The organism is Kordia sp., from assembly GCF_022447245.1.
Classification (GTDB): Bacteria; Bacteroidota; Bacteroidia; order Flavobacteriales; family Flavobacteriaceae; genus Kordia.
In genome coordinates this window covers 12553-25839 of the sequence record NZ_JAKVBC010000040.1, presented here as the reverse complement: position 1 = coordinate 25839, position 13287 = coordinate 12553, and the positions used below count along the sequence as shown (strand labels likewise).

At 34.7% G+C, this 13287-nt stretch carries 12 protein-coding genes and 2 pseudogenes; 10 read left to right on the top strand and 4 right to left on the bottom strand.

Annotated features, from left to right (window positions below; all coding sequences use genetic code 11):
- Positions 1–301 precede the first annotated feature (301 nt).
- The 6 genes and pseudogenes from MK119_RS20730 to MK119_RS24435 all read left to right on the top strand — a co-directional run.
- Positions 302–562: a hypothetical protein gene (locus tag MK119_RS20730; protein ID WP_290682956.1), complete on the top strand. Its 261-nt coding sequence runs from the start codon at positions 302–304 to the stop codon at positions 560–562.
- A gap of 17 nt (positions 563–579) precedes the next feature.
- Complete coding sequence (locus MK119_RS20725) at positions 580–876, top strand: hypothetical protein (RefSeq protein WP_290682954.1); 297 nt, start codon at positions 580–582, stop codon at positions 874–876.
- Between the two features lie 90 nt (positions 877–966).
- On the top strand, positions 967–1215 hold the full coding sequence (locus MK119_RS20720) for a hypothetical protein (RefSeq protein WP_290682952.1): 249 nt from the start codon (positions 967–969) through the stop codon (positions 1213–1215).
- 5 nt (positions 1216–1220) lie between these two features.
- Entirely contained in the window at positions 1221–1538 is a 318-nt protein-coding gene (locus tag MK119_RS20715) for a hypothetical protein (RefSeq protein WP_290682950.1), read from the top strand.
- 39 nt (positions 1539–1577) lie between these two features.
- Positions 1578–1772, top strand: coding sequence for a histidine kinase (locus MK119_RS20710; RefSeq protein ID WP_290682989.1), 195 nt, complete (start codon positions 1578–1580; stop codon positions 1770–1772).
- A gap of 15 nt (positions 1773–1787) precedes the next feature.
- Positions 1788–1934: pseudogene (locus MK119_RS24435) on the top strand (LytTR family transcriptional regulator DNA-binding domain-containing protein); the annotation flags it as partial.
- Positions 1935–1942: 8 nt separating this feature from the next.
- Here the strand turns inward: MK119_RS24435 and MK119_RS20705 are convergent.
- Both MK119_RS20705 and MK119_RS20700 read right to left on the bottom strand, forming a co-directional pair.
- Positions 1943–2080 carry a hypothetical protein gene (locus tag MK119_RS20705; RefSeq protein ID WP_290682948.1) on the bottom strand — a complete coding sequence of 46 codons (138 nt, stop codon included), beginning with the start codon at positions 2078–2080 and terminating at the stop codon, positions 1943–1945.
- Between the two features lie 6 nt (positions 2081–2086).
- A complete protein-coding gene (locus MK119_RS20700; RefSeq protein ID WP_290682946.1) occupies positions 2087–2215 on the bottom strand; it encodes a hypothetical protein in 129 nt (42 codons plus the stop codon).
- Between the two features lie 273 nt (positions 2216–2488).
- Here MK119_RS20700 and MK119_RS20695 point away from each other — a divergent pair, with 273 nt between their 5' ends.
- From MK119_RS20695 to MK119_RS20680, 4 genes are all read left to right on the top strand, one after another.
- The gene (locus tag MK119_RS20695; RefSeq protein ID WP_290682944.1) at positions 2489–2665 is read left to right on the top strand and encodes a hypothetical protein; all 177 of its coding nucleotides are present in this window, start codon (positions 2489–2491) and stop codon (positions 2663–2665) included.
- Positions 2666–2698: 33 nt separating this feature from the next.
- The gene (locus MK119_RS20690; RefSeq protein WP_290682942.1) at positions 2699–4591 is read left to right on the top strand and encodes an FAD-dependent oxidoreductase; all 1893 of its coding nucleotides are present in this window, start codon (positions 2699–2701) and stop codon (positions 4589–4591) included.
- A 174-nt stretch (positions 4592–4765) separates the two neighbouring features.
- Positions 4766–6457 (top strand): patatin-like phospholipase family protein, encoded by a 1692-nt coding sequence (locus MK119_RS20685; protein WP_290682940.1) that lies wholly within the window; start codon positions 4766–4768, stop codon positions 6455–6457.
- A gap of 422 nt (positions 6458–6879) precedes the next feature.
- Entirely contained in the window at positions 6880–11235 is a 4356-nt protein-coding gene (locus MK119_RS20680) for an immunoglobulin-like domain-containing protein (protein ID WP_290682938.1), read from the top strand.
- A 72-nt stretch (positions 11236–11307) separates the two neighbouring features.
- Here the strand turns inward: MK119_RS20680 and MK119_RS20675 are convergent, their stop codons facing one another.
- Together MK119_RS20675 and MK119_RS20670 are read right to left on the bottom strand one after the other, a co-directional pair.
- Positions 11308–11868, bottom strand: a complete 561-nt coding sequence (locus tag MK119_RS20675; RefSeq protein WP_290682936.1) for a biopolymer transporter ExbD — start codon at positions 11866–11868, stop codon at positions 11308–11310.
- Between the two features lie 123 nt (positions 11869–11991).
- Positions 11992–12921 (bottom strand): annotated as a pseudogene (locus tag MK119_RS20670) (S41 family peptidase).
- Between the last annotated feature and the right edge of the window lie 366 nt (positions 12922–13287).

Sequence of the window (13287 nt, the reverse complement as noted above, 5' to 3'; positions counted from 1 at the left end):
TAACATGTAGAAAGAACGAATATACTAATGCAGCATAGTATACGTATTGATTGTTTCTGGAACAATCTGATTGGTAGTAGGTAAAATCTCTCTAGTATATTCATATTTGGGACATACAAAATAGCTAATATAAATGACTTATGGAAATACAAACACCGCTATAATTAATACTTATGTGTCATTAATTTATTATTCATAGATCAAATAGGGAAGTCCATAGATCTTTTTGTAGAATTGTATCAGAATAATGAGATTTGAATACAAAATCAAAAAACAGACAGGAATTCTAAAAAATGATCTTATGAAAAAAATCATTTTAATTTTAGCAATTACAATCGTATTTGCTTGCAAGGAAAAGCAAACAACAACTACAACAAAAACAACAACACAAAAACAGGTAGTTCATACAGATAATGAGGAATTGAAAAACATTTACAAAGAAGATCAAGGAGATCGGAAATCGTGTTCAATTGATTGGAAAGTGGTCTCTAAAAATGATAGCTTTCGTCGTGTTCGAATTCATCAACTCTTAAAAGAAGATAAAGTGTACACACATCCTTAGATTATCACAATGCCGCAATGATTTTTCAACACGGAAAAGAATCTACAGACTATGGAATGGCTGTCAAATTGATGAAAAAATCTATTGAATTAGATGCTACTGCAGATAAATGGCTCTTGGCAGCTGCCACAGATAGGTACTTGCTCAGTAAAAATGAATCGCAAGTCTATGGCACACAATATGAAAGAAACCAAGGTGAACCGTGGCGATTGTCAGATATTGATACGACTAAAATAACGGATGAAGAGCGCATTGAGTTTGGAGTACAAACGTTAGCACAACAACGTGAACGTGTTAAAAAAATGAACAGTTAAAAACTTTCAGATTTATCAAATGAAGGAAAAACGATTGCAGAAATTGTAGAATTTGTCAAAAAAGAAGATCTAAATACCTCTAAATATGACTTGTCTGAAGTTTCCATCAATCAGTTTGGCTATACCTCTATGGGCAATGGAAACGCAAAAGAGACCTTGGCGATCTTTAAACTCAATACAGAATTGTATCCAGAAGCTTATAATACTTATGACAGTTATGCAGAATGTTTCTTGACGCTTGGAGATACTATAAATGCTATAAAATACTATCAAAAATCATTAGAACTAAATCCAGATAACACAAACGCTACCAAAATTCTTTCTGAAATCAAAAATTGAATTGCATGACATCGTTTCGCATCGAAAACATTTTAAAAAAAGAAGGTTATCTACATCTCTTATTTTGGGTATTATACCTTACGTATCCGTTGCTCAAATACATTGATAATAAGTATATTGTGGTACAATGGATTACAGCAAATAGTAATATTATATTGCTCATCATTACGGTATATGTTTGCTATTATTTTTTCTTCCCTAGGCGGAATAGTTACAAAATACCGTTATTGCTATTATTTTTTGGATCAATGACCTTTTTTGGAACCTTATTTTCCAAATACATTCTAAATCTATATATCTATCATTTAGATGATTATTCCTAAAAGACACATGCGCTTGGAGTTTTGAGTGAATACATTTTGGTGTGTTTGATATTCTATAGTTTCTATAGTTTTAAAAAATCATACATTCCTGGAAATCATTTGCGTACGGCTGAATTGAAGAACTTAAAAAGTCAAATCAATCCGCACTTTTTATTCAATACCTTAAACAATATTTATGCATATACGTTGATTAATAACGAAAAGGTTCTAACCTTATGTAGCTTATCAAATTAGCTAAAAAAGCTAGATACTGCACACTTTATCCAAATTCACAGATCGTACATCATTAATACCAATCGTTTAAAAAAGATAACTCCTGCAAGTGTTTTTGTTGAAACCATCGAAATTCCTGTAGGTAGTACGAATAAAACAACAGTTAAAAACTTATTCCACTAATTCAGCCACTAACTTGATTTTACCACTTCAAAATGTGGATTTGTATCAAACAGATATTCTAAAATAGGTACGTGATCAGCTTCAATAATCAAGAAAACAGCATCTTCCTCATAACTTAACTGATTGATCATCTTAGTATAAATCATGATATTTCAACGATAACAATCGGCCGTAACTTCTGCACCAAGCAACGTATCATCATCATCGTAATTATAATAATCGGTACTGCCAATTTGTGGATCATTGGCTATATAACTTGCATGTGAAGCTACAGATTGCATCGTCCTATTTCCTCGCAATTACGTATCTAAGCACTTCATTACGAGCATAGCGCGGTAATCTGTTTATAGTATTACGCTTTTGTTATATGAGGTCACAGATTGCTTCGTCCTATTTCCTCGCAATGACGTATCGTATGTACATGTACATTGAGCGGAGTAGAAATGTAATACCATTTAAAATCACGTAAAAACGCCTATTGCACTTTTCTAAGTGGATATGTAGCTTTGTGAAAACCGCAGTAAATTACTTTACTAACCTCAAAACCATTACACATGAGTTATTTATCATTTGGCCCAGGAAAACAAGCTTCCAATAAGGATAAAAAAAAGAAAGGTTCTGTTCGTAAAGCCTTCTCTGATTGGATTATTAAGAATTACGGAGACGATTATAAAGAAACATTACTAAAACAACGTTCGCAAGTCGAAAACATTTTATCCCTCAAAAAATAAATTATTGAAGCTAAAGATGATGAAAAGAAACCATTGGTAGGAATCATCGGTGGTGGTTTTGCCGGAATGTATGCAGGATTGATTTTAAAATCGCTCGGAATTGAATTTGAAATTTTTGAAGCTTCCGATCGTGTTGGTGGACGAATCGACACTTGGTATTCTACCGAATATGATACCAACAGTCAAGAAAATAAAGGATTATATGGAGAAGTAGGAGGTATGCGTATTCCTCAATTCTCTGATGATATGTTGCCTGTACAACATTTGGCGTTGTCGCTAAATTATGTATTAGAACGAAATGGCTTAACGGATCAATTATTGCGCTGGCGTAAATTCTACTATAACTCAGACTATCAGCGTTTGCGATTTAACAATATGAAAGACCCAATCATTGTCAAAAATGCAAGTCTAAATTCCTTAAACTTTGGCGTAGATCAAGGTGGCGATTTGGCTGAAGTTTGGGTAACTCCAAAAAAAGATGAAGATGGCAACGAATATTTACCGATTAATGTCATTCTTGACAAAGTAAATGATCCTTTTTTAACAGCGATTGACAAATCATTTGAACTCGGATTTGCCAAACTAATGCGTTATGACAACTATTCCATGTGGGCATATCTAACGAATGTCTTTACACTGGCAGATTTAGAAGAATACTTCGATCCGGTAATGGGCGCACCATGTGAAAACTTACCATACAATGTAGCGAGTTACTTAGAAACATTGAATGTAGGAACCGGAATGTACAGTGTCTCTTTTGTGGAAATGGTCATTGCAGTATATGATTGGGATGGAAGTAAAAACTCGTACGATTCATCCGATCCAAATATCTATATGATTACCATGGACAAAGGAATGCAGCATTTTCCAGATGCTTGTAGAACAGTGTTAAATCTTGAAAAAGGTGTAACTTTAGATGATGGACAAATAGCACAACTCTTAATAGGAATGGAAAAAGGTGCTAATAACGATTATGGATATTCACCTCCAAACCTTACTAAGGATGCAGAACCTCCATCAACAGTTCCTCCAGCAGATCCAAAAGGACATGCCAATACTAAATACGATCCTTCTGCTACGAAAGAACGAGTTTTTATGAATCATAGAGTCACTACGGCGCGATATGATGAAAAACTATATGATAACAATGGAGGAATCCGCTTATCCATCATAAATGATAAAAACGAAATTACAGATCGTGAGTATGCGTATGTCATCAGTACATTGCCAAACGGTGCGTATCTTAATGGACAAAAACATAAGAATTTCTTTGAAGACTTGTCTTTTGCTAAATCGAGAGTCTTACGCGAATGTAACTATATGCCGTCTTTCAAAGCATTCATTACATTCAACACACAATTCTGGAAAGACATTGGTGAACGTCAATATAAAACAGGATTAGGCGTATCTGCTAGCGACAGACCAAACAGACAAATTGTATATCCTTCTTACGGATACGATGCTCAAAAAGGGGTATTGCAAATCTATTGCTGGGCACAAGATGCTGAACGTATGGGCGCATTATCTGATGAAGAACGTGTATACGAATGTTTAAAAGGAATTCAATTTATGTATCCTGAAGTAGACATTTACAAGTATTTTGCTGGATACAACGATGGTGTGACTACCAAGACATGGTTCTGGGATCAACATGCAGGCGGTGGTGCTTTTGCACTATTCAATCCAGGGCAATTCAAAAATCTATATCCAACCTTATTGACACCTGAGTTTAACGGAGCACTAAACCTAGCTGGTGAATGTTGTTCTGTGCATCACGGTTGGATTGTAGGCGCATTAGATTCAGCATATAATGCAGTGAATAACATTTTAGAGAAAATGAATGCCACCAAACATATTGTCAAAATGCAAGCAACTTGGGGCGCATTAACAGCTCCAGATATAGCAGTAAAAAGAAATAGGAATTAAATTCATCTATCAACTACTTACTAACAACGCTGTATTTTATGCTAAAAGGAGAGCTTTAATGCTTTCCTTTTGGTATATATACGCGTAAATGAGTATATTTGAGAGACTTCCCCAAGATTGAAATAGCCTTCTTATAAGTAAACAATCAACAAAAACTAACCATATTTACCAATTATGAAAGATTTTATCCCTTTTAAAAACATTGGACTTTGTTTTAGCGGTGGTGGATATCGTGCCACATTTTTCGCTTTAGGAGTTGTTTCCTATTACGATAAAATCCATTATCAAGGAAAACCACTATTAGATCATATTGAAGCCATTAGCACTGTCAGTGGAGGAACATTATTTGGTGTGGCTTTTTCAAAAGCTTCACTGCAAAAAGATTTTGATTTTAAAGCTTTTTTTAATGAGTTCTATGATAATTTCAAACCTGGAAATGACCAACTCTTAGAAACTGCCATTGCCAAACTCGACGATGATCAAGTTTGGAAAGACAATCCACATAAAAAGCGTTCGCTAATCAATTCATTTGCATTAACCTATGCAGATATGGACGTGTATAAAGGAAGTTTTGATATGTTTTTGGACAAAGAAAAGTTATATAACTTAAAGTATGTATGTTTCAATTCAACAGAATTCTCATTCGGATTGGCATTCCGATTCCAAAATACAGGACTATTAGCAAACAAACCGTTAAGCAATAAACTTTTAAATCCGTTAGAAAGTCAATTACAACTTGGTGATATTACAGCTTCTTCTTCTTGTTTTCCTTTAGGATTTGAACCATTAGTATTTCCAGACGATTATATAAGTGACCAAAAATCGGAAGCCTATAAAGAAGTAAAAAAACTAGATCGTTTTGCTAATGGTGTCGGAATTATGGATGGAGGAATTGCAGACAATCAAGGAATTGGTAGCATGATGAATATTAGTATTGCTCGAAAACGCGATGATGAACTCAATAAAGAATTGGACTTAATTGTGGTGAATGATGTGGGTAGTTTTAAAATGGATCCTTGGCAACCAGAAGAAAAAAAGAAAGACGAAAGTGCGAGTATAAAAAGTGTGGTTTCTAATATAATGGATTATTTCAAAATAAAACCTTTATATCTAATCATATTAGTACTTGGTATCTTACTTATAGTCCTCAATGCAATGAAAGTGTTTGGTGAGAATGCCTTACCTTCTTTATATGTTGTTGGGGGAATTATCACTGGAATAGGATTATTATTAACTGTCTTTGGATATTTTGCGAATAAGTATAAAAATCTGGGTATCAACTTTGCAAAATCTTTATTCAATAAAAATGTACCAGCGCCATTAGTAGATGATGTATTAAGCTTTAAAAAACTGAGTGTAGGATTGGTACAACGCATGTTGACAGAACGTATTTCATCTACTGTAATTATGGTAAATGATATCTTTTTAAAGCAAATACGACGCTTAAACTATCGCTTGCTATATTCTGATCCCGATTTACGCCACAGAATCATTACATCAACAGTATATGAATTAAATGGAGAAAAAACGGCATACAGCAAATCCTTTAGTTTTAATAAAAACGTAAGCCCAGCACCGAGCGACGCATTAAAGCATACTGGATTAATTGCTTCTGAAATGCCAACGACACTTTGGTGGGATGAAAATGATATCAAAAACAATCGTATGGATTCCTTAATTGCCTGTGGGCAATTTACATCTTGTTACAAGTTGATGGATTATATCTTAAAACTTAAAAAGAATAAAAAAATAAAGCTCTCTGAAGAGGAAACGACAGCTATTGATGCATTGTATACTGACTTAGAAAATGATTGGAAGCAATTCAATACGAATCCTATGTTTTATATAGAATCCTTAAAGAGCTAATGCATAGTTTCTTACCTGTTTGAAGCGTTTTTGTAAAAAAACGCTTTTTTTATGCAAAAAAATCAAAGAAAAACATCAAACATTCCGAAAAACGCAACAACGTACGTAAAAACCTTAAAATACATAGGGTAAAACCCAATATATAAACCCAATAATTCTTAAGTATTTTCATGAAATTGTGCATTTAAACGTTAAAAAGTGTATTACAACGATGAAAACATGCGTTTAGACGACAGATTATGTGCGATCAACTAAATACTCTAGAGATGATTTTAAATGAAGTTAGATTTATGATACTAATAAAATAGCCCTAAGAAATACACATTTTGCCATGAATGCATATTTCAAAAAATAAAGACTGTTTTAACAGGTTATTTGCCCCAAAATAATCTCTTTGAACTTAACCTAATTAGTAATAAACTATGAAAAAAATGCTACACCTTATGGTGTTATGCTTACTTGCCTCATATTTGCAAGCACAGACACCAGGCGTTTCTACCTTCTACGAACAAACTGCAGGAGATACGCGAAATTACATTGAGTACATTCCAGGAAACTTACCAATTATTATTTCTGCACCACATGGTGGAGTAAAACAATCTGGACAAACAATAGGCGGTATATTTTATCCTGATAATGACAATTCTTTACCAGATAGAAGCTGTGGAACAAATGAAAGAGATGACAATACAGACATCTTAGTACGTGAAATTCAAAAAGAAATCTTTGAACTTACAGGTTGTTATGCCCATGTGATTATCAACAATCTACACAGATCAAAACTCGATCCAAATCGTGAAATCAATGAAGCTACTTGCGGTAACGCTAATGCAGCAGACCATTGGAATGCTTTTCACGGATTTATTGACCAAGCAAGTGCCTCTGTTGAAGCAAATTGGGGGAAAGGTTTGTACATAGATTTACATGGACAAAGCCATTCTGTGCCAAGAATTGAAGCTGGATACAATGTTACAGCAGGAGAGTTGAATTCTTCAAATTTAAATGCTGCCAACATTATTAATAAATCTACCATTAGAAATCTAGTAAGTAACAACTTAAACAATTTAACGCATGAAGAATTAATACGTGGAAATAGTAGTTTGGGACAAATGTTTCAAGATGCTTCTGGAACGTTTTATGCAAGTTTAGGATATCCTGGTTGTGGAAGTACAAGTGGTTACAGAACGGTACCAAGTGCTACCAATAATGGTGGAGGAACCTGTGATGATTCACGTCCAAACGGAAACGCATATTTTGATGGAGACTTTTACAACAACCGTCGACATGGATCAGGAAATGGTACAAGTGATGGTGTAGGAGGAGCTGGAAATATTGATGGAATTATGACAGAAGTGAACCGCCGTGTACGCGATTTAGGAACCTACAATGGTCAAGTATACGATTCTCGTCCACAAACGCTAGTACCTTTTGCAAAAGATTATGCGGCTGTTGTACTGAACTTTATAAATACACATTACAACGATTATGCAGGTTTTGGATATATGGCGAGCATGTATGCGATTAATGGACCAAATCCAACTCCAGTTTTGATGAATTCTGTGACCAATGGAACATTTTCTGCTCCTGCGGGACTAGCTATCAATCCAGCAACTGGGGAAATAGATACAGCAAACTCAACCCTAGGTGATTACGTGATTACTTATACTGTTGGAACATGCGGATATTTCTCAAGTTCACAGACGATTACTATTGTAACTGATATTTCGGATGATACAATACCACCAACAGCGCCGTCTGGTTTATCCGCAGTAAATATTACAGAGACCACGGCCGATTTACTCTGGACTACTTCTGTAGATAATGTTGATGTAACTGGCTATAGAATTTACCAAAATGGAACCTTACGAGAAACCATTCCGCAAGTAACGAATTTTGTATTAACGAATTTAACGCCTGATACAAGCTATACTATAGGTTTAACTGCTATTGACTCTGCAGGAAATGAATCTGCTACAAGTAATGAAGTAACCTTTATAACGCTACCAAATGTAGTGATCAACTATTGTACTTCTGCTAGTGAGAATGTAAATGACGAATATATCAGTAGAGTGCAATTTGGAGATATTGACAATGCTTCAGGAGCACAATTCTATTCAGATTTTACAAACATTTCTACAGATTTAGTGAAAAATGGTCAATACGTACTTACAGTGACACCAACTTGGACAGGAACAGTATACAACGAATCTTATGCTGCATGGATTGATTACAATCAAGATGGGGACTTTACAGATCCAGGAGAACAAGTATGGACACAAGGAAATACGCAACAAACGCCTGTAAGCACTACTATTACGATTCCAACATCTGCGCCAAACGGAGCTACTAGAATGCGTATTTCAATGAAATACAATGCATTACCAACTCCATGTGAAACCTTTACTTATGGAGAAGTAGAAGATTATACCGTAAATCTTATTTCGGCAGAACCAGATTCATTAGCACCAATCATTACGCTTTTAGGAGAAAACACAGTACAAATATTTGTAGGCAATACATATACAGACGCGGGAGCAACAGCATTGGATAACGTAGACGGAGATGTAACAGATCTTATTGAAGTTACTGGAACAGTAAATACCGCTGTTGCTGGAACATATACACTATTTTATAATGTTAGAGATGCTGCCAACAATCAAGCGGCAGAAGTAACAAGAACAGTTAATGTTGTAGAACTTGTTGATGATATTGCTCCAGTAATTACAATAAATGGAGATGCTGTAATCAATCTAAATGTTGGTGATATCTATACTGAATTAGGAGCGACAGCAACTGATAATATTGACGGAGATATCAGTGCAAATGTTAGTATTGGCGGAACTGTTAATACATCTACGGCTGGAGTTTATACAGTTCGTTACAATGTAAGTGATGCCACTGGAAATGCAGCAACAGAAGTAACTCGCACAGTAAATGTGGTAGCAGATACAACAATTCCAGTAATCACATTAAACGGAAACGCAACAATTACTTTAAACCTTGGAGATACTTATACTGAATTGGGTGCATCAGCAACAGATAATGTGGATGGAGATATTACTGCTAATATTAGTATCACTGGAACAGTTGATACTTCTACTGCAGGAACTTATGTGATTCGTTATAATGTAAATGATGCCGCTGGAAATACAGCAACAGAAGTCACTCGAACAGTAACTGTATTACCAGATACTACAATTCCAGTAATTACATTAATTGGAAACGCTACAATCAATTTAAATGTTGGTGATGCCTATACAGAATTAGGCGCAACAGCAACCGATAATGTAGATGGTGATATTACAGCTAATATCAGCATTACTGGAACAGTTGATACTTCGGTAGCTGGAACGTATACAGTTCGTTATAATGTAAGTGATGCCGCAGGAAATGCTGCTACAGAAGTAACACGTACGGTAAATGTTGAAGAAGTTGGAGTAGGATGTACTAATGGAATAGATACATTCCCTTATGCAGAAAGTTTTGAAGGTACACTTGGTGCTTGGACACAATCTACACAAGATGATATTGATTGGACAATCACTTCAGGAACGACACCTTCAAATGGAACAGGACCAAATAGTGCGATTGATGGAAGCTCTTATATTTTTGTGGAAGCTTCAGGAAATGGAACAGGATATCCAGATAAACAAGCCATTTTAACATCGCCATGTTTCGACTTATCGCAGTTAACACAAGCTACGTTTAGCTTTAACTATCACATGTATGGAACTGATATGGGGACGCTAGATGTAGAAATTAGTGAAGATAACGGAGCAACTTGGACATCTATCTGGACTAAAACAGGAAATCAAGGAAATGCTTGGCAAACCATAAACTTAGATCTTTCAGCATATACAGGAGGTAGTGTACAATTACGTTTCAACAGAGTTACAGGAAGTACTTGGAGAGCGGATATCGCTATCGATAATGTGAGTCTTATTGACCAAGAAATTATTGTAGAAGGCTGTACAAATGGAATAGGAACATATCCATACACTGAAAGTTATGAAAATACACTTGGTGTTTGGACACAGTCTGGACAAGACGATATTGATTGGAGCATAAATTCAAATGGTACACCTTCAAACAGTACTGGTCCTTCTAGCGCTACAGATGGAAGTTTCTATATCTATGTAGAAGCTTCTGGAAATGGAACAGGTTTCCCTAACAAGCAAGCAATCATCAATTCACCATGTTACGACTTAACAAACGAGGCTAGCGCTACATTCAGTTTTAGTTATCACATGTTTGGTGCAAACGATATGGGTACAATTTCCTTAGAGATTAGCAATGACAACGCACTATCGTGGACAACCATTTGGACAGAATCTGGAAACAAAGGAAATCAATGGTTAAATGTAAACTTAGATATTTCTCAATACGTTGGCGGTAGCGTACAGTTACGATTCAACAGAGTTACTGGAGGAACGTGGCAAGCAGATGTTGCTATAGATAAAGTAGAATTAAAAACAACAGTAGCTGCACGTCAAGAAACAGTTACGACAAAGGATACCAAAGAAGATACTAGCATAGTAGATGCAAGTAATGCTACTACATTGACAATTTTCCCAAATCCAGTTCGTGGAAATGTGCTAAACATAAAACTAGATCGTGGAACGGTAAAATCATATAAAATTATCAACTTATACGGGCAAGCAGTCGCTTCTGGCACAACTGGTAATCAAATAAAAGTTAACAAGCTGCCTTCTGGTGTTTACTTTATTGAAATATTTGACGGACATTCAACGCTTTCAAAAAAGTTTATCAAACAATAACAATTTGGAGAGGCTTTTACTAATCTAGATAAAAAAAGCCCGATATAAACTTGTATCGGGCTTTTAATGATATCATTTCAATTCCGAATCCGTAATTAAAAATGGATACGCTTCTTTAAGAAGTTTCAATTCTTCTTTCGTCAAATCTTCAACTTCTTTTTTAAACTTTGTTTTACTCAATATTGTGCGCAATTCAGTGTATGCGCCCATCAATTCATTTTGTACACCAATATAGGAATCATACGATGCTTCTCTATCGGTTTCAATAGCAATAACAGCTTTGGTAGGATGCTCTGATAAATTTTCCTTTTTAGCGCCATTACAATAATTACAGGATTGATCACCATTATTATCCACAAAAGCTTTTACTTCTTCTCGTAACTCATTTAAAGAAATGATTTCGTTATTTGCCATTAACTGATCATTTTTGTTCAGTTTAATCTTAAAAACATTCTTTGTTTTGACTTCTGAATTACAATCTGTGCCTTCTGGACAAAGTTTGGGAATGACACTACTAATTCCTTCATCTTCTTCAAAAGTAGTCGTTACTAAAAAAAAGATAAGTAGTAAAAACGCAATGTCGGCCATAGAGCCTGCGTTGATACCAGAATTGGTGTTTCTGGACATTTTCATAATAAATCGGTTTTAATGTTAACAGTAAATTTGCATCAACATTGATGCCGAACACTGTTTAAAACTAATTATAAATGAGTTAACTAACGTTTAATTTTGTTTTTGCGTTACGAATAGTAACTACTATTTTTTTTGCTGTAAAAATTTTAAAAATTTGAAAGTTCTCTCTGTTCGATTAGAAGCTTCGATTATCATATCAGGAACTGTTTTTGTTTCATCATTTGCGCTACCATCTGGATTTAATCCCATTTCTCCCGTAAATCGAATAACAATGCCACTATTGGGTAAGGTTAGCAATAAAGGATCAGTTCCTACGCCATCACCATTAGTTTTTTCTCCAACTACAGTTGCAAAACCTGTCGCTTTACAAAAGACAGCCTAAGTTTCAGAACTTGAGTACACAATATTATCAACCAAAAGATAAATAGTTCCTGCATATTTTTTACTTCCTTCTGTAGGACTCACCGTCATGTCTTCTCTTCTAAACAAATAACTTCCGTCTGTTAATTCTTGCGGCAAATTTGGCAACTTAATATCCGAATAGTTGATGGTGTTTTCAAAATAGTTGGGTTTAAACTTTTGAAGTCTCTCAGAATCTTTAAAAGCATATACAACTGAAGTACTAAGCTCTTTATCTATTAAATGTGGCACAATATGATCTAACCAATAATTGGTGCTTCCACCGTCATTTCCCTGAATATCAATTATTAAATTCTTGAATTGATGTGCTTTTTCAAAAAAACGAGCCAACGTATCTATATCATTCTCCACAAGATCATGACTAAAAGATTTGATATGTATCATTGCCGTAGCGATAGAATCTATAAAGTTGATATGAATATTTTGTGGTGTTACAGTAGTCGTTATGTGTTCTTCTTGAGAATCTTCCTTTTTACCTGGAAAATATAATTTATGATTTATCTTTTTCCAATAATTAGTCCGTATGCTATCAGTCTTCTGTAGCTCCTTGACATAAACAGTATGAATAGTGTCTTGACTAGCTCCTTGCTGGTATGCTTTATAGAAATAGTCATAAATAATTGTTGGATACATATCGGTATGACCATTATTCAAATCGTGTAAAATTGAATTTATTGTATCAAAAAAATCCTCATCATTTTTTGTCTTTTGTATCGCTTCAAGATAGATTTGTTTGTTAGATAACCAATCAGTTTTAAAAGCTCTTTTATTAATTCCGAAATACGGATACGATTCTTTTAGTTCTTGGTGTAAATAATTGAAATCAGCTATTTTTTCTTCTTGTGATAATTGCTTTTGAGCAATGCTTAGTTGTGTACCGATACTAAAAATCAACAGGAAGCGCATCATATTCCCAAATGAATGCTGGGCAATTTGTTTATAAAAGTTCATAAAATGATAGATAAAAGCTTTTTCTGAAACATACTTTAAATGCGTAAA